The 17,909-nt window shown below is 40.4% G+C and carries 17 protein-coding genes, 1 tRNA gene and 1 pseudogene; 12 read left to right on the forward strand and 7 right to left on the reverse strand.

All coding sequences use genetic code 11. From position 1 onward, the window contains the following. Window positions 1–41: 41 nt before the first annotated feature. Both H6G79_RS10260 and H6G79_RS10265 read left to right on the forward strand, forming a co-directional pair. A complete protein-coding gene (locus H6G79_RS10260) occupies window positions 42–887 on the forward strand; it encodes a uroporphyrinogen-III synthase (RefSeq protein WP_190589061.1) in 846 nt (281 codons plus the stop codon). A 12-nt stretch (window positions 888–899) separates the two neighbouring features. Then, window positions 900–1,085: pseudogene (locus tag H6G79_RS10265) on the forward strand (hypothetical protein); the annotation flags it as partial. Between the two features lie 296 nt (window positions 1,086–1,381). Here H6G79_RS10265 and H6G79_RS10270 read toward each other — a convergent pair. The 3 genes from H6G79_RS10270 to clpP all read right to left on the reverse strand — a co-directional run bounded on the left by H6G79_RS10270 (window position 1,382) and on the right by clpP (window position 5,551). After that, window positions 1,382–2,440, reverse strand: a complete 1,059-nt coding sequence (locus H6G79_RS10270; RefSeq protein WP_190589059.1) for an RNA-binding domain-containing protein — start codon at window positions 2,438–2,440, stop codon at window positions 1,382–1,384. A gap of 5 nt (window positions 2,441–2,445) precedes the next feature. Then, window positions 2,446–4,869: a tetratricopeptide repeat protein gene (locus tag H6G79_RS10275; protein ID WP_191049353.1), complete on the reverse strand. Its 2,424-nt coding sequence runs from the start codon at window positions 4,867–4,869 to the stop codon at window positions 2,446–2,448. Window positions 4,870–4,945: 76 nt separating this feature from the next. Beyond that, entirely contained in the window at window positions 4,946–5,551 is a 606-nt protein-coding gene (gene clpP / locus H6G79_RS10280) for an ATP-dependent Clp endopeptidase proteolytic subunit ClpP (RefSeq protein ID WP_190589055.1), read from the reverse strand. A 375-nt stretch (window positions 5,552–5,926) separates the two neighbouring features. Between clpP and H6G79_RS10285 the strand changes: the two genes are divergently transcribed. From H6G79_RS10285 to H6G79_RS10310, 6 genes are all read left to right on the forward strand, one after another. Then, a complete protein-coding gene (locus H6G79_RS10285; RefSeq protein ID WP_190589053.1) occupies window positions 5,927–6,082 on the forward strand; it encodes a hypothetical protein in 156 nt (51 codons plus the stop codon). 185 nt (window positions 6,083–6,267) lie between these two features. Further along, a complete protein-coding gene (locus H6G79_RS10290; protein WP_190589051.1) occupies window positions 6,268–8,325 on the forward strand; it encodes a thioredoxin domain-containing protein in 2,058 nt (685 codons plus the stop codon). 59 nt (window positions 8,326–8,384) lie between these two features. Continuing rightward, window positions 8,385–8,609: a hypothetical protein gene (locus H6G79_RS10295; RefSeq protein ID WP_190589049.1), complete on the forward strand. Its 225-nt coding sequence runs from the start codon at window positions 8,385–8,387 to the stop codon at window positions 8,607–8,609. A 332-nt stretch (window positions 8,610–8,941) separates the two neighbouring features. Continuing rightward, window positions 8,942–9,550: a molybdenum cofactor guanylyltransferase gene (locus H6G79_RS10300; protein WP_190589047.1), complete on the forward strand. Its 609-nt coding sequence runs from the start codon at window positions 8,942–8,944 to the stop codon at window positions 9,548–9,550. A gap of 275 nt (window positions 9,551–9,825) precedes the next feature. Then, window positions 9,826–10,737: an ABC transporter substrate-binding protein gene (locus H6G79_RS10305; RefSeq protein WP_190589046.1), complete on the forward strand. Its 912-nt coding sequence runs from the start codon at window positions 9,826–9,828 to the stop codon at window positions 10,735–10,737. Window positions 10,738–10,743: 6 nt separating this feature from the next. Next, complete coding sequence (locus tag H6G79_RS10310) at window positions 10,744–11,379, forward strand: SMI1/KNR4 family protein (RefSeq protein ID WP_190589044.1); 636 nt, start codon at window positions 10,744–10,746, stop codon at window positions 11,377–11,379. Window positions 11,380–11,701: 322 nt separating this feature from the next. Here the strand turns inward: H6G79_RS10310 and H6G79_RS10315 are convergent. Next, window positions 11,702–11,788 (reverse strand) — tRNA-Ser (locus H6G79_RS10315). A gap of 96 nt (window positions 11,789–11,884) precedes the next feature. On the opposite strand from H6G79_RS10315, the gene H6G79_RS10320 reads away from it, so the two are divergent. From H6G79_RS10320 to H6G79_RS10335, 4 genes are all read left to right on the forward strand, one after another. After that, entirely contained in the window at window positions 11,885–12,253 is a 369-nt protein-coding gene (locus H6G79_RS10320; protein WP_190589042.1) for a 2Fe-2S iron-sulfur cluster-binding protein, read from the forward strand. A 197-nt stretch (window positions 12,254–12,450) separates the two neighbouring features. Then, window positions 12,451–13,011: a thermonuclease family protein gene (locus tag H6G79_RS10325; protein ID WP_190589040.1), complete on the forward strand. Its 561-nt coding sequence runs from the start codon at window positions 12,451–12,453 to the stop codon at window positions 13,009–13,011. A 104-nt stretch (window positions 13,012–13,115) separates the two neighbouring features. Continuing rightward, window positions 13,116–13,928: an inositol monophosphatase family protein gene (locus tag H6G79_RS10330; protein WP_190589037.1), complete on the forward strand. Its 813-nt coding sequence runs from the start codon at window positions 13,116–13,118 to the stop codon at window positions 13,926–13,928. 113 nt (window positions 13,929–14,041) lie between these two features. Continuing rightward, a complete protein-coding gene (locus tag H6G79_RS10335; protein ID WP_190589035.1) occupies window positions 14,042–14,428 on the forward strand; it encodes a COG3650 family protein in 387 nt (128 codons plus the stop codon). A 94-nt stretch (window positions 14,429–14,522) separates the two neighbouring features. Here the strand turns inward: H6G79_RS10335 and nblS are convergent, their stop codons facing one another. Genes nblS through purD form a run of 3 tightly spaced genes read right to left on the reverse strand, consistent with a single transcriptional unit; the run spans window position 14,523 to window position 17,861 of the window. Continuing rightward, the gene (nblS, locus tag H6G79_RS10340; RefSeq protein WP_190589033.1) at window positions 14,523–16,415 is read right to left on the reverse strand and encodes a two-component system sensor histidine kinase NblS; all 1,893 of its coding nucleotides are present in this window, start codon (window positions 16,413–16,415) and stop codon (window positions 14,523–14,525) included. Window positions 16,416–16,429: 14 nt separating this feature from the next. Further along, entirely contained in the window at window positions 16,430–16,570 is a 141-nt protein-coding gene (locus H6G79_RS10345; RefSeq protein ID WP_190672794.1) for a hypothetical protein, read from the reverse strand. 10 nt (window positions 16,571–16,580) lie between these two features. Beyond that, entirely contained in the window at window positions 16,581–17,861 is a 1,281-nt protein-coding gene (gene purD / locus H6G79_RS10350) for a phosphoribosylamine--glycine ligase (protein ID WP_190589031.1), read from the reverse strand. Window positions 17,862–17,909: the final 48 nt, after the last annotated feature.

Here is a 17,909-nt window from a genome sequence, read left to right on the forward strand (position 1 = left end):
CTCAAGTTTAAGAGGTTAGTGTAGGTTTTAGTTTGTAATTTATGGCTGACTATCAACATTCATCCAAGCAAAACCAAACTGCAAAATTACCTTTGAGTAGCGTGACAGTTGTTGTCACCCGCGCGGCTGAACAGTCTGATCAGTTTGTCGCGCTTCTCGAACAAATGGGTGCAACTGCATTATCGATGTCTTGCTTGTGTATTGCTCCGCCTACAAGTTATGCCAAACTAGATGATGCGATCGCAAACCTTAATCAATTTGATTGGTTGATTTTTACCTCAACTAATGGCATAGATTACTTTCTAGAGCGATTAACTCACTTTGGTTTCAATACAAGCACACTCGCTAACATCAAAATAGCCGTAGTCGGGCAAAAAACAGCAGCACGGTTGCAAGCATATAATTTAACAGCAGATTTTTTACCCCCAGAATTTGTTTCAGATTCTCTGATTACGTCTTTTCCTAACAGAGATCACCTCAAAGGTACTAAAATTCTTTATCCCCAATTAGAAGCAGGTGGGCGAGAAAATATTGTCGAGGAACTGACTTTATTAGGCGCAGAAGTCCAAGCTGTTCCGACTTATCAATCAAATTGTACAACTGAAATACCACCTGTAATTGCTACTGCTTTTCAAGCAGGTAAAATTGATGTGGTCACATTTGCTAGTCCGAAAACAGTGGGATGTTTCTATCAATTAATTAAATCTATTCATACCGAATCTGTTTTAGAAAATATTTGCATTGCTTCCATTGGCCCAGTGACTTCAAATGCTTGCCGCAGTATTTTAAACAGAGTTGATGTTGAAGCAAATCCTTATTCCCTTGAAGGATTAATAGCAGCTATAGTTAATAGTCAAGAGAATTTGGATAAAATTAACCGCAGATAGGCATTTATGAAACCAGTGAATTTAGCAGAAGTATTAGCCAAAACTGATATTGAATTGCACCGTTTAGGCTGGACACCAGAACAAGGAAGAAATTATCTTATTAAAACTTATGGCAAGAGAGGGCGGACTTTATTAACCGAATCAGAATTACTGGATTTTCTGAGATACTTGGAAGCTCAACCTACGCCATCATCAGGAGAAGATTTTTTTGTTCAAGTTATAGCTAAAACTGATCAAGAAATGCAGCGATTAGATGTCAGTGTAGAGTGGGGCAGAGATTATCTGATGAAAACTTATGGTAAGCGATCGCGCCATTTATTAACTGAAGAAGAACTACTAGATTTTCTCAAATATTTGGAATCTCTAGCCACACCTCTAGATTAATCCAAATAGAATTTGTAGGGTGAAATTTAAATACCTAAATTTATTTACTAAAATCATTATATGAAGGCAATACCTCCTGGTTTAGTATAAATATACAGATATACTTGCCCTTAGAGGTGATCATATATATCTGGAATATCTAGAGGTTCAGACTTGTTTGACATTCGGATATAAAATTCTAGTTTCTTTTCTTTAGTCTTCTGTAACCAAGCTTTTTTATGAGATTTTTTAACATCAATTGCACAAACACATTTATCATCAATATTTTCAAACCTAATTTTGATTTGCTGAATAAAACTTTTTCCAATATGGTTACAAATTGTATCAATAATTGTTCGCTCTAATTTGTCAAGATTTCCATTTGACAGTAAAGACAAATCTTGTTCAAGTCCGAAAACATTACCATTATCTTCAACTCCAATAATCAGAGTGCCACCTTCAGAGTTGAGAAAAGCCACAATTGTCTTGAGGCTGCTAAATCTTAAATCTTTGTTCTCACAATTACGCTTAACATCCCACTGAAAGGTACTTTTGTATTCTAGGCGATCGCTTTCTGGCAGTTGGATCAACTCAGAGATGGGACGTAAATCGCCAATTTTGCGAATTGTGGTTAAAAAGCGGCGTAGTTGTCGTTCTTCAATACGTTGCTTTAAAGCTTCTTCTGTATCTGCTGCATCAATGACTGTTTTGTTGATCACAGCAATATATTGACCAAAATAATTTTGTTCTAAAGTTTCTAGATTTTCGGTAATCCATTGCTCATTTTGAGCATTACCCCAAAGGTTAAAGTAAGCGATCGCATCTTGAATTGATTCATGCAGAACATCATAAACATTGCCGCGCATATTTTTGGAAATGTAGTCCCATACTCCTGATTTAAATGCTGTACGGCAATCACCGACTGTATCGTTAGCTGTCAGAATTATTACTACAGAAGAAAGGTTTCTTTCCTTCACTTCATTCAAAATTACAAAGCCACTGTCATCTTGTTCCATCCGCATATCAGAAATTATTACATCGAAGGGAGTTTGTAATTTTTCCTGTGCTTGGGTAGAACTTGTTGCAGTTTCTATGTGCTGATAACCATAGTCTCCTAACCACTCCAGCAACTCGCTCAAATAACGAGGGTTATCTTCCACCACCAATAAATGAACATTTTCCGTTTGCATCTTGTCTAATGTAACTCTCCTTTTGTATAGGGAATATAAATTTCAAACCTAGCTCCGTTATATCCTGTTTCTCGGATATAACCATTCATCTTGGTTAATGTTTTACGAATAATAAACAATCCTAAACCGCTACCTTTACCTTCTTGCGAGGTTGTTTTTAGTGGTTGAAAAATCCAATGCTTTTTGTCTTTGGGAATTCCTTTACCATTATCAGCAAATTCTATGAATAAGTATTTCTGCTCCCCAGGAATTGTTCTTTCCCAGATTACGGATGGATTGATAACATCTTGGGAAGATATACATATTCTTAAATCTTGCTGATCGTAATTGTGTTTAAGTGAATTCTCCACCAATTCATTTAGCGTGCTTTTAATTTTTTCTTCATCGCCATTGAATTCAGAATCGCCGTTTTGAATATCTAGTATAATTTGAGCTTGGTCAATTCGAGGAGTAGTTTCCCACTTTTCAAATAGCTTTTTCACCTTAAAGCGATGATTCTTAATAGTAATCCCTTCGTTAATCGCTTTTAAATCACTAAGAGCAGTCTGGGTTAGTTCTAGCTGTGCCAGCAATTTCTCAAACTGAGCATAGTGAGCATCACTTGGTTTCAATTTCCGTATTGCGCGTCGAGTTTTGGACTCAATGACAGCAAGCTGATTATTGACAAAATCTGAGATGTCATGAGCTGTTTTAGAAATCACCGCCAGAATTTTTCCATAGTCATCGTGAGGGATAGTTTCAATTGCAGACTTTTGTGCTGCCCGTCGTCTGTTTACCTCTTCAAATACATCTTCAATATCTTGAATAATTCCCCTTAACAGAGGATCTTCCTGTTCGGAGTAGCGTAAAATTCGATATGCAATTCCTTTCAGTATACCAATCTCATTGGCAATTTTGTGATACATTGCCCTGTTTAGCATTTCTGTTGTATCAATTAAGCCAGTCTGGGCATCAGTTTTAACCATATCAAAGTAGTCTTCCTCACTCAGATTGAGAGTTAGCATCTCAAATGCTTGAGCATAGCGTGGCGAGTTTTTTGCAATTTGCTGTAACAGTTCGATTGCTGTTTCACTATGGGGATCACTGGAGAGGATGCTTCTAGCACTGTAGATGACAGTTTTATCCTTGTCATCAGAATTAGCTATTGCTGCCTCGAAATATTCGCTACCTTTCTCTGGTTGTTTAATGCGATAGTATAACCTACCTAGTTTGACTCGAATTAAATTAGCTTGATATTGAGTCTGAGTCTCTACTTTGATAGTTAGCAATTGCTCTATTGCATCTTTGTACTTACCTAGTCCTTCTAATGCGAGAGCGTATTGAAGATAAATATAACTGTTTAGTGCATCAGAATTTTGGAACTTAATCTGTAAACATTGCTCAAACAATTGAACAGCTTTCTCATACTTACCAATTGCAGTCAAAGCAATTGCATACCTACTTAATGTTATTAGATTCTGAGGCTCAATTTCCAGTGATAGCTCAAACAACTCAAAAGCCTGCTCATACTTACCAATTTCAGCCAAAATATTTGCATATTTGCTTAATGTTATTGGATTCTGAGGCTCAATTTCCAGTGATAGCTCAAACAACTCAAAAGCCTGCTCATACTCACCAATCGCAGCCAAAGCAATTGCATATCTACTTAATCTTATGGGATTATTAGGTTCAATTTGTAATGATTGTTCAAACAATTGAAAGGCATTGTCATATTCACCAATTGAAGCCAAAGCATTGGCATAACTAGCCAATGTTTTTGGATTATTAGGTTCAATTTGTAATGATTGTTCAAACAATTGAAAGGCATTGTCATATTCACCAATTGAAGCCAAAGCATTGGCATAACTAGCCAATGTTTTTGGATTATTAGGTTCAATTTGTAATGATTGTTCAAACAATTGAAAGGCATTGTCATATTCACCAATTGAAGCCAAAGCATTGGCATAACTAGCCAATGTTTTTGGATTATTAGGTTCAATTTGTAATGATTGTTCAAACAATTGAAAGGCATTGTCATATTCACCAATTGAAGCCAAAGTGTTTGCGGACTTAGCTAATGTTATACAATTTTGAGGTTCAATTTCTATTAATGTATTTATTATGTCAATCAACTGAGCGTTTTTTCCTAATTTCTTTAAAAATGTACTATATGAAGACAAAAGTTTAACATTTGTTGGGGCTATTTCTATAGCTTGTTTAAAAGCTTTAAAAGCCTGTTCAAATTCTCGAATTTGTGTCAAATATTTACCATACTGCCTTAAAGCTTCAATATTATGTGGATCAATTTGTAAGACTTGTTGAAAAACACTAATTGCCAGCTTGTATTCACCTGCCTGTACAAGTTCTTCTGCTTGATTTATTAACTGGTAGATGCGATCGCTATCCATAATATCTTGTCTCAGGTAGCAGTAATACTTTAAAGCTCCCATAACCCCTGCAATATACTGGTTTAAAAGTAAAAATTTTCAGGTGTTGATGGGAGCTTTAATAGTCAATTACAAATAACTACACCACAGTCATCGGACGACTACCCGCAGCGTGACGGTCAATTACTTGGTCAATCAAACCGTATTCTCTGGCTTCATCGGGTGACATGAAAAAGTCGCGTTCGGTATCTTCTGCAATGCGCTCAATTGGCTGACCTGTGTGTTCAGCAAGAAAGTCGTTGAGTCGCTTTTTGTGATACAAAATTTCCCGCGCTTGAATTTCAATGTCGGTGGCTTGGCCTTGTGCGCCGCCTAAAGGTTGGTGAATCATAATGCGGGAATGGGGTAGACTCATCCGCTTACCTTTAGCACCCGCACTCAGGAGAAAAGCTCCCATACTTGCCGCTAATCCGGTACAAATGGTACAGACATCGGGGCGGATATGCTTCATAGTGTCAAAAATACCCATACCAGCAGTTACCGAACCGCCAGGGGAATTAATGTACATATAAATGTCTTTTTCTGGGTCTTCTGCATCCAAGAACAGCATTTGGGCAACTATTAAGTTAGCTAAGTTGCTGTCAATCTGTTGTCCCAAGAAGATGATTCGCTCACGCAACAGTCGTGAGTAGATATCAAAGGCGCGTTCGCCCCGACCCGATTGTTCAATAACGATAGGAATCATGCAGCGTTCCTGTAGCTAATTTACATCTATTTTATCGATGAGAACGGCGAATGGCTGTCATCACCTGCAAGAGAGCTAATTTTCTCTTCTATCTGGCAGATGTAAATCATAACTCAGGCACTTTTTATAGGGGAAAGCGTCTAGGAATTTGAGTCGGTTCGTGCCAGAGAGGAGCAATGACAAACCACAACTGCGATCGCTCTGACAATGAAACTGTCATACCATTATCTATAAATTTGGATTTTGTCAAGATTTATTTACCAAAAATTAAGGCAATTTTCCAGAAAATCCCGGCAAATTACGAAATTTATGAGTACGGGGTGTATTTAGAAAAAAGATTTTACTTGCAGTGCTATCAACTGAGGGAGACCTGCCATGCTCGAAAAACTTGTGCAAGCCGCCATCATTACTTTCTTGCTCCATCTGATAGCAGGAATTAATTACAATACCAAAATTCAAGCCCAGGTTAAACCACCCGCACCAGAGATGTCAACAACTATCATCAGCTTTCTGTGGCGCTCTTTGCCCTAGTACAACAAGGCAAAAGTAAAAAATGTTTGTTTGATTAACTGTTCAACTGTTCTCACAAGCTTTACTAACCTGACTGTTGAAAACCTGTGGTGTAAGTTTTGTTTTTTTATGTAAGGAGTAGTTCTACTCCCACGTTCAGAATGTAGACTGGGCAAATAAGGCATCTATCCTCACACAACAAGATCATGACTAATCGCCTTGCCCAAGCTAAGAGTCTCTACCTGCGTAAACACGCCGAAAATCCGATTGATTGGTGGCCTTGGTGTGATGAAGCTCTCGCCACTGCTAAGGCAGAAAATAAACCTATCTTTCTTTCCATTGGTTACTCTAGTTGCCACTGGTGTACTGTGATGGAAGGTGAGGCTTTTTCTGATGCTGCGATCGCAGATTACATGAATGCCAATTTTCTGCCTATCAAGGTAGATAGAGAAGAACGCCCAGACATCGATAGCATTTATATGCAGGCGTTACAGATGATGACTGGTCAAGGTGGTTGGCCGTTAAATGCCTTTCTTTCTCCGGAAGATTTGGTTCCTTTTTACGCTGGGACTTATTTTCCGGTTGATCCCCGCTATGGTCGTCCTGGTTTTTTACAGGTGCTGCAAGCTCTCCGCCATTACTACGACAACGAAAAAGAAGATTTACGCCAACGCAAAGCAGTAATTTTAGACTCGCTCCTCACCTCTGCGGTCTTGCAAAATGATGATCCCCAACTAGTTGCAGAAAATGAATTACTAGGCAAAGGTTGGGAAACTAGCACGGGGATCATTACTGCTAATCAATACGGTAACAGTTTCCCGATGATGCCTTATGCCGAGTTAGCACTGCGGGGAAATCGGTTTAATTTGCCATCTCGCTATGATGGTCAGCAAATTTGTACTCAGCGCGGACTAGATTTAGCCCTGGGTGGTATTTATGACCATGTAGGTGGTGGCTTTCATCGCTATACAGTTGATCCCACCTGGACAGTCCCTCACTTTGAAAAGATGCTTTATGACAATGGGCAAATTGTCGAGTATCTAGCAAATTTATGGAGTGCGGGTATTCAAGAACCATCTTTTGCTAGGGCTGTGGCGGGAACTGTACAATGGCTGCAACGCGAAATGATTGCCCCAGAAGGGTATTTTTACGCGGCTCAAGATGCAGATAGTTTCATTAATTCTGATGCAGTCGAGCCAGAAGAAGGGGCTTTTTATGTGTGGAGTTACAGCGAACTCGCACAGTTATTAACACCAGAAGAATTAAACCTATTACAACAAGAGTTTACAGTTAGTCCTCAAGGCAACTTTGAAGGGTTGAATGTATTGCAAAGGCGTAACCCTGGGGAATTGAGTCCAGAAATAGAAACGGCATTAGGGAAATTATTTACAGCGCGTTATGGTGATGCACCAGAATCATTAAAGACTTTTCCCCCAGCCCGGAATAATCAAGAAGCCAAAACCCATAATTGGCCGGGGCGTATTCCCTCGGTGACGGATACAAAAATGATTGTGGCTTGGAATAGTTTGATGATTTCTGGGTTAGCTAGAGCAGGTGGGGTCTTTCAATCACCTTTGTATTTGGAATTAGCCGCACAAGCCGCTAATTTTATTTGGGAAAATCAGTTTGTCAATGGACGTTTCCACCGACTCAATTATCAAGGTGAAGCGACATTTTTAGCGCAGTCTGAAGACTACGCCTTTTTTATTAAAGCGTTATTAGACTTACAAGCTTGTAGCCCAGATGATCAACAATGGTTGGAAAAAGCGATCGCTATCCAAGAAGAATTCGACGAATTTCTCTGGAGTGTAGAACTAGGAGGATATTTTAACACATCTAGCGATGCTAGTCAGGAATTAATTATCCGCGAACGCAGCTATGCGGATAATGCTACACCTTCTGCTAACGGAGTAGCGATCGCAAATCTTGTCAGGTTATCTCTACTCACCGATAATCTGCATTATCTCGATTTATCAGAGCAAGGTTTAAAAGCCTTCCGAAGCATCATGGCTAGTCATCCTCAAGCTTGCCCCAGCTTATTCACCGCTTTAGATTGGTATCGTAACTCTACCCTAATTCGCAGTACCAGTGAGCAAATCCAATCTCTCATTCCTCAATATTTGCCAGTAGCCGCGTTTTCGGTAGTATCTAACCTCCCAGAAGGAAGTATTGCCTTAGTTTGCCAAGGTTTAAAGTGTCTTGCACCAGCAACCAGTGTTGAGCAAATGTTACAGCAAGTGCAGCAAAGTCAAACGAGAGGATGATTCCTTTTTAGGAAGCAGAAAACTGATCAAGTCTATCTAATAAATCAAGCAAAATAGCAATGAAAACTGAACAAGAAAGAAAAGCAATAATTGAATCTATCAATGTGTTGTTAAATCAAGCTTATGACAGTGTGTTAGATGAAATACTCACGTATTTACAAAGAATCGATGATATAGAAAATGAGGAAGATTTACAAGCTATTAAGGAAGCTAGAGAAGATAGACGCATTAATGGTACTGTTTCTTGGTATGAATATCAAGGATATAACAAAGAAACGGCTTAATGTATCAAGTTGAATTAACCAAGGGTGCGATAAAACAACTAAATAAACTACCCAATAATATTAAAGAACGTATCGATGCCAAAATTCTAGATTATTTCAGAACTTACGCAATTGCCCACAAGCTTAATTTATCGTAGACGCGAAGCGGCTTCCCGCAGGGTACCGCCAAGCCGCCAAGAACGCCAAGAAATAGTAGAGTTTGCGTAAGTCCTATATTTATAAAGATGAAACTTGATAAATAAGAATATCTCAGGGCTAGTGACGACATCAGGGTAAAGGTGAAGAAAAGAACATAAAAGAACAAATGACTAATGACTAACGACTAATGACCAATGACAAATAACTCAGCACTCAGCACTCAGCACTCAGCACTTTTATCAGCCATTGTATTGGCTGGCGGTAAAAGTTCGCGGATGGGACAGGATAAGGCTTTGCTGACTGTTGATGGTGTACCTTTATTACAGCGAGCTTGTCAGATTGCGGCGGCTTGTGCTGAGACTGTTTATATTGTCACTCCTTGGCTGGAACGTTATCAACACTTACATTTACCTCGTGGTAATTTTATTTTAGAAGCACCTTTAAATCACGGGCCGTTGGTGGGGTTTGCTCAAGGACTTACACAGGTACAAACTGATTGGGTGTTGTTACTTGCTTGCGATTTACCAAAGTTGCAGGTTGAGGTATTGCAAGGATGGGTGGCGCAACTTGATAATGTGGGGGAAGATGCGATCGCCGCTTTGGCGCATCATCCTAAAGGCTGGGAACCTCTGTGTGGTTTTTATCGCCGGCGATGTTTACCGCAACTACTAGATTTTATCAACCAAGGCGGGCGATCGTTTCAGCAGTGGCTTCAGCAATATTCGGTACAAGTTTTAGCTGTGCCTGATACCAAGATGTTACTTAACTGTAATACTCCTGAAGATTGGGCATTGATGCAGTAAAAACAACATTTCAGCCAGCTATTAAACCATTATTTATAAATATTTCTCACAAGTAAAAAGTTTTACTATAAATTTTTTACAAAAACAAACAAATGTTATTTAATTAACAATAGTTTGACAACATACTAATGTATAGTATTTAAAGCTTTTCTCAATAAACCTTGTATACTTAATGGCGAGGTAGCATAGCTATAAATTCTTGGGGGAATTTTTACTATGTCTACACTCGCCATTTTTGTCAGTAAATTTCATAGTTACCATAGGTTTATTCTTATATGTATCATCGTTTAATATTATCGGCATTAGCAATTCTCATCAGTATATTTTTAATGGCTTGTAGCACTGCTACAACTCAACAGCCACAACCACAAACATCTGCTATTACAGCAACCCCTAATAATCAACCAACAGCCAAAAGAGTAGTTAGTCTTTCATCCCTAGCCACAGATATTATTTATCAACTCGATAAAACTAAACTAGTAGGTATCGCGGGAAATTCATTATTTAAAAACGAACTTGGTTTGAAGGATATTCCTCGTGTGAGTGAAGGTCAAACTCCTCCTAATTTAGAAAAAATTGTGGCTCTCAAACCAGATTTAGTCATTGGTATCGAAGGTTTTTCTACCCAAGTAATTCAAAGATTACAAGAATTAAAAATTCCGACTGTATTGACTCAACTTAAAACATGGGATTCTTTAGAAAGTCTGACTCAAAAACTGGGTGATTTAATTGGTGCAAACCCCGAACCTTTGTTAACTCGCTACAAAAGTTTTTTACCAGAAAAACAAGAGCAAAATATTTCTACTTTAGTGTTAGTGAGTAATCAACCAATTCTCACCCCAAATAAAAGCAGTTGGGCGGGAAACTTGCTAGAAAAATTTCAACTCAAGAATGTCGCCGCCGAATTACAAGGTAAAAGTCCGTTTGGTGGTTATGTCACTTTATCAGCAGAAAAAGTTTTAGAAGTTAATCCAGACACAATAATTGTCATCAACCCTCCGCAAGCAACCTCAAATAAGGAGATTTTGGAATCATTTAGTAAAGAACCTTTTTGGCAAAAACTCAAAGCCACACAAAATAATCGAGTTTATATTTTTGACTATTATGGATTAGTAAATCCAGGTAGCATCAATGCAATTGAGAAAACCTCTCAGCAGCTTAAAAAAGAGTTATTTGCAGCAAATTAATCTAAAATGAATAATCTTGTTAGTGCATCCTGGTTAAGCTATCGAGAAAAGATTCACAATAGGTTTCCTAAATATTACAAGTATCTCAACCCACCAGCAAGTGAAGATGAAATTTTACATTTGCAAACGGTACTTGGTTATGAAATTCCCGCAGAGATGCAAACTTTATATCGACTCAATAATGGAGAGTCTAGAGAAGGACGGGGCATTTTTTATGGGTTACAATTTCTCTCGCTGTCTGAAGTGGAGCGAAATTGGTTAAGTTGGAAGGAAATCATTGAAGATGGTTTAGAAGATTTAAATGATTTCTGCACATCTTATCCAGAAGGCGTTATCCAAAGCGTCTATGCACATAAAAAATGGATACCTCTGATGCACGATGGAGGAGGAAATCACATCGGTATTGATTTAGCGCCTGATGTTAATGGATGTATTGGGCAAATTATCAACTTTGGCAGAGATGAAGATGAAAAATGTGTTTTGGCTCCTAATTTGGCAGAATTGTTACAGCTGCTAGATACAAAATTGGCGGAGAATCTTCAAGTAACCACTGAATTGGATGATGATGGCATCGAAATTTTTTCACTTAATAACACACATCTATCAGATGCTTTAAAAGCGATTGTCAAAAGCAAGTACTGAAACTATTTCAGGACTTACGCACAAAGATTATCTGTAGAGATTGGGTGTAAGGATTTTGAATCAGTACACACGCCACTTGGCTCAAGTCGGGAAACCCGCCCACGCCAGTGGCTCCCCTATACACCTGAACCCCTACACCCTCGCCAAAACCCTTGATTTTTCGTTTTTATGCGTAAGTCCTATATTTGAAAGAATTTCACCAAGTCGTAACGCATCCTACGTACTGTACTGGTTAATTGAGAATACGTAAACAAAATAACAGAAAAAAGCTTGAAGAAGTTTCTTCAAGCTTTTCTCTAATGCCCTAAAGGCTTTGTAAAAACGGAGAGGGAGGGATTCGAACCCTCGTTGAAGTTGCCCCCAAACAGCATTTCCAGTGCTGCGCCTTCAACCACTCGGCCACCTCTCCAGGTGTCACAATTTTTTATTGTAATATAAACTTATAGAAAATGCAAATATCTAGCAAGACATTTTAGAGTAGAGAAAAGCCAAATTCAAAATCACGATGTCCCGTACATACAAAATTAAAATCCGCGATCGCGCCACTGGTAAAGAACACACTCTTCAAGTTCCAGATGACCGCTACATCCTACACTCTGCCGAACAACAAGGCGTGGAATTGCCTTTTTCTTGCCGTAATGGGGCTTGTACAGCTTGCGCTGTTAGGGTTTTGTCGGGAGAAATTGATCAACCAGAGGCGGTTGGCTTGTCCTTAGAGTTACGCCGACAAGGTTACGCCTTGCTGTGTGTGAGTTACGCCCGTTCCGACTTGGATGTAGAAACACAAGACGAAGATGAAGTCTATGAACTCCAATTTGGGCGTTACTTTGCTAAAGGTAGAGTAAAAGCGGGTTTACCGTTAGACGAAGATTAATACTGGGACAAGGGGGACAAGGGGGACAAGGTGGACAAGGGAGACAAGGGGGACAAGATGGACAAGGGGGATAAGGGGGACAAGGTGGAAACTATATTTCTTCTCCCCTGTCTACCCCCTCTCCCTTGTCTACTCCTCTCCCTTGTCTACCCTCTCCCCAACTCCCTCGGCTTCTCAAAGGGTGCAAAGGAGTCAAAATGCGAATATCTACTATTTCAGGGGGTTTTGGGTGGTGGACGCGAAAAATAGCTATATTAGCTTGCTTATTACTATTGGTAAGTTGTCAAGCCAAAAATCAGCCCACAGATAATCAAGTATTGGTGAAAGTGGCGCGTGTAGTAAGTGGGCAAAGTTTAGAAGTGCTGGGTATGGGTGAACAACCTAATTTTGCTTCGCCAGTGCGTTTAATTGGCATTGATGCGCCAGATTTGCGGCAAAATCCTTGGGGTGATGAAGCGAGACAAAGCTTAGAAAAGTTAATTGGTGGTGTAGAACAATCAATCAAGCTAGAGTTTGATATTGAAAATAAAGATAAACTGGGGCGGACATTAGCTTATGTCTGGAAAGATAAGCAGTTATTAAATGAACAAATCGTCAAACAAGGATATGCGCTGTTTGTGGGGCGATCGCCTAATCACAAATACGATCAACGTCTAGAACGCGCCCAGCAATGGGCAAGAATTATGGGAGAGGGAATTTGGAACCCAAAAAATCCTATGCGCCAAACTCCGGCTGAGTTCCGGTTTTTGAATCGATGAATTGAGGGATCAGCGATCGCGCCTTTGAATGTATGATTCAGTGTTGAGTCGTGAGTGCTGAGTGTGGGACTATTGACTCTTGACTATTGACAATTAACTCACCTATGACTCAACTACAAATTTTTCTCGATATTGCTACCGAGGCGGCGTTAACAGCAGGTGCAGTTTTACAAGGTTATTTAGGCAAATTAGAAGACGCAGTAACTGAAAAAGGCCGCCCCGGTGATTTGGTAACGGCGGCGGATAAAGCCTCAGAAGCAGTGGTGTTAGAAGTTATCCACCGTCACTTGCCGCAGCATTCTATTTTGGCGGAAGAATCAGGTAAGATAGGCAATCAAGATAATGAATTTTTGTGGGCGATCGATCCCCTCGATGGTACGACAAACTACGCCCACCAATATCCTTTTTTCGCCGTTTCTATTGGATTGTTAATTAATGGTACGCCGCAGGTAGGCGTAATTTATGACCCATTACATAATGAGTTATTTCAGGCGGCGGCTGGTTTAGGTGCAACTCGTAACCGTCGCCCCATCAAAGTTTCTCAAACCAATGAATTACGTAAAAGCTTATTAGTAACTGGTTTTGCTTATGATCGCCGCGAAACCTCAGATAACAATTATGCCGAATTTTGTCACTTGACTCACCTCACCCAAGGAGTTAGACGTAGCGGTTCAGCATCCATTGATTTAGCTTATGTTGCCTGTGGTCGTGTTGATGGTTACTGGGAACGCGGACTATCACCTTGGGATATTGTCGCTGGCATCATTTTATTACAAGAAGCAGGCGGTAAAGTCACCGCTTATGATGGTAGCCCTTTACAAATCAACTCAGGTCGCATTCTTGCCACTAACGGTTACATTCATGAACTTCTCAGCCATGAATTAACACAAGTTCCACCTCTATCTTCTTGGAAATAGTCAACAAAAATATACTCATATTATTAACCGTGAGAGTGACTTTTGATTGCCAAGCGGAATTGGAATATTGAATGTGTATCTATTAGATATTCATCATTTCAAAATCTTGAGCAATGAAAGCTTTTATCTCTTACATCGCTTTTGTGGGAATGAGTGCTAGTTTACTGGCATACAGTTCTAGTTTGCAAGCAGTCACTCCTAGTAATGAAAAATTTATCGCTTTAGGTACAGAACCTTTTTGGAGTGTAACTGTTAGTAAAAATGGCATTGTTTACTCTTCGCCAGAGGTGAAAAAACAAACCTTCCCTTATGTAAAACCTCTAGCAGCCCAAGCCCGTCCTGCTGATTTGGTCAGAGTTTACCGACTCAGGGGTAACAATACATTGATTTTGCAAAAAGTGAGTGCTTGTAGTGATGGAATGTCAGATAAAAACTACCCTTATTCGGCTGTTTTGATATTGGGTAATAAAGTGTTAGAAGGTTGCGCCCAGAAACAGTAATCTAGTACAGGTCGGCGTAAATAAATAGACCATAAGAAATTGCTAAAAGGCTTGTAGTATCGTTATTCTTTCTTTTTACTTTTGCCTTGTTGTACTAGTCACATAAAGTTAAGTCAAACCAAAAAGTTGTCCCTATGCCAACTTCACTAACCAAGTTAACTTTACTACCATGTCTTTCAACAATATTTCTGACAATTGATAAACCCAAACCAGTACCTTCTAAGGTGTGGACTCGGTTTTCAACGCGGAAGAAGCGGTCAAAAATGGCTTGTTGGTCTTCGGAAGCAATACCAATTCCAGTATCAGATACTTCCACGCGCACACAGGGAGATTGATTTTGGGAGTTGGGTTTGGGATCTAATTGGTAGGCGCGGATTGCTACTTTACCGCCGGCTTTTGTAAATTTCAGGGCATTACCGACCAAATTGGCTAAGACTTGGAGTAATAAATCATAGTTACCCATGACTAGGGGTAAACTGGGGGCAACTTCTTGAAGGAGTTCAATGCCTTTATCTTTGGCGTTGAGTTGATAAGTCCGCAGGGTTTGTTCGATGGCTTGGGAGAGGTCTACACCATCAAAGTTATAACTACGACCAGATTCTAACTTAGATAAGTCTAAAACATCGTTAACTAAACGAGTCAGGCGATCGGTTTCATGGTTGACTGTTTTGAGAAAATCTTGACGCTGTTCTACACTCAAATCTTCGCCGTAGTCGTGCAGCGTTTCAATAAAAGATTTGATATTGAATAACGGTGTCCGCAGTTCATGAGACACGTTGCTGATAAATTGGCCCTTGGCTTCGTTGAGTTCTACTTCCCGTGTAATATCTTGTACAGTAATCGCAATTCCTTTAATACTTTCCCGTTGTAAATTCAGCACTGTGGTTAATAAAATCCGAATAGTGCGCTTAGTTGGTTGATTAAGATGAATGCGGAACTCAGCACTATCGCATTCACCCGCAGCCATTTCGTACAAGGGACGGGTGATTTCCATCTGAATGGCGGGGGGTAATTGATGCAGGACATTACTACCGACGACATCATTACCTTCCCAGCCAAAAATTCTTCTGGCTGTGGGGTTGACCAAAATCACCTGCATGTTGTTGTCAATCAACACAGCACCATCGGCGATCGTCGAAACCAAAGTTTCGAGTTTGGCTTTTTCGGCGGTTAGTTCTTCAATATTTTGTTCTTCATAGCGTTCTAGACGCTCTGCCATATCATTAAAACTGAGAATTAATTCTCCGAGTTCGCCGCCTAGAGGTAAATCGATGCGCTGCTTAAAATTCCCGGTGGCGATTTGTTTGACCCCGACTAGCAGTTCTTTAATCGGCTTGGTGATGGTTAAAGCATTAATCACCCCGGCTAAAATCACCATTACCCAAATTGTGATAAAAACCGCGATGGTAACATCACGGGTGAAATTAGTAGAAATTACGGCTGTTTGGTTGGGGTTAATCCCAATCGCCAAGACACCCAAGTATTTTTTCTCAACAATGAGGGGAACAAATACATCGGTGACAATGCCATCGGGGGTGTTATGTTGCCGCACCATTGGCTTATCGTTATCACCAGGGTAATCTTCTGGTAATTGTATTCTTCGCTCAATTGTCAATAAAGAGTTTTCCACCTCTGGTTCCCAAAAGGGAATCCCGAAAAAGATTTTGCCGCCTTCGTCAGCGTAAAGCATATACCTCACGCTGGAAGTACTGCTATAAAATCTTTGGGAAAATTGGGCAATCTCAGTGAGATTATTTTCTGCAATGAGGGGGGTAACGTTAGCAGCAAGCAGCAGTCCCAAGTCGCGGCCGAATCGGGTGTCATTCAAACGCGCATCTTGCTGAATTGTGTTTACAGCCCAAAAGGTCAGACCACTCATCACCAAAGAAACCACCAAAGTGGCAACAGCTAACAGCTTAGTTTGGAGGGTGAAATCTGACCACCAATTGGCGATCGCTTCTCGGATTGTTTTTAACAGAGCTAACATTTTCAATCAAGTTGTTAGTAGTTTTTGGAATAAACCCCAACAACTAAAAAATTAACAGTTAATTTGACTAATGGGGTAGAGAGAAGTCTGAAGTCTGAAGGTTGGTTAGCAATGCCGTTACCGTAGGCTAAGGCAAAATAAATTTCATACTTCACACTTCACACTTCATACTTGATTCAGCACTCTATAACCAATGTCTCTCCTATAATATATTCCTTCAAACTGGATAGATTTCAGACCTGTGTAAGCTTGGGCGATCGCTTGTTGAAAGTTTTCCCCTGTGCCTGTGACATTTAATACCCTTCCCCCATCAGTTACTACTTGCTGTTGGTCGTTCAATTTTGTCCCGGCATGAAATACGGTGACTGTAGCGGTTTCGGCTGCGTCAATGCCTGTAATGACTTTGCCTTTTTGATAATCTCCTGGATAACCACCAGAAGCTGCCACGACGGTAGCGGCTGCGCCACTGTGCCAAGCAATGGGGACTTCGCCTAAACGCTGTTCGACACAAGCCAGAATTAAATCTAATAAGGGTGTGGCTAACAATGGCAAAATTACCTGAGTTTCGGGATCACCAAAGCGACAGTTAAATTCCAACACTTTAAAGTCGCCTTCTGGTGTAATCATCAACCCGGCATAAAGTACACCCCTGTAGTCTATGCCTTTGCTGCGGAGAGTGGCGATCGCTTTTTCTAAAACATCTGTTTGCACCCTAGCCATTAACTCTGCTGTGGCAATGGGCGCTGGACAGTATGCACCCATCCCGCCAGTGTTGTCACCTGTATCACCTTCACCGACTCGCTTATGGTCTTGTGCTGGCAGTAGGGGACGAATGGTTAACCCATCGGTCAAAGCCAACACTGATACTTCTTGCCCAAATAAACACTCTTCAATCACAACAAACTCACCCGCACTGCCAAACTGCCCTTGAAAAATCGCATCAATGGCACTCTCAGCTTGTTCTATGTTAGTAGCAACTATTACACCCTTCCCTGCCGCCAATCCGTCAGCTTTCACAACTATCGGCGCACCTTGAGCTTTGATATATGATTTAGCTGCTGTTGCTTCCGTAAATACCGCAGCCTTAGCTGTAGGAATACCAGCTTCTTGCATCAGTGCTTTTGCCCAAGCCTTACTGGCTTCAATTTGCGCCCCTGCTCTAACAGGGCCAAATACCATTAGTCCCTGAGCTTGCAAATAGTCTGTAATTCCCTTCGCCAGTGGAACTTCTGGCCCCACTACTACCAAAGAAATATGATTTGCTAAGGCGTATTGGCTAATTCCCGCAAAATCATCTACAGCCAAGGGCAAATTCTGACAACCTGCCAGATTAGCTGTACCGCCATTTCCCGGCACACAGACGACTTGCTCAACTTGCGGGGATTGCAATAATTTCCATGCTAGAGCATGTTCACGCCCGCCGTTACCTACAACTAAAACTTTCACTGATTTCCTCTTGCGTGCCTTGTGACACGAGAACAGTCTAGGCAGTCA

The sequence above is a fragment of the Anabaena sp. FACHB-83 genome, from assembly GCF_014697485.1.
GTDB lineage: Bacteria > Cyanobacteriota > Cyanobacteriia > Cyanobacteriales > Nostocaceae > Nostoc_B.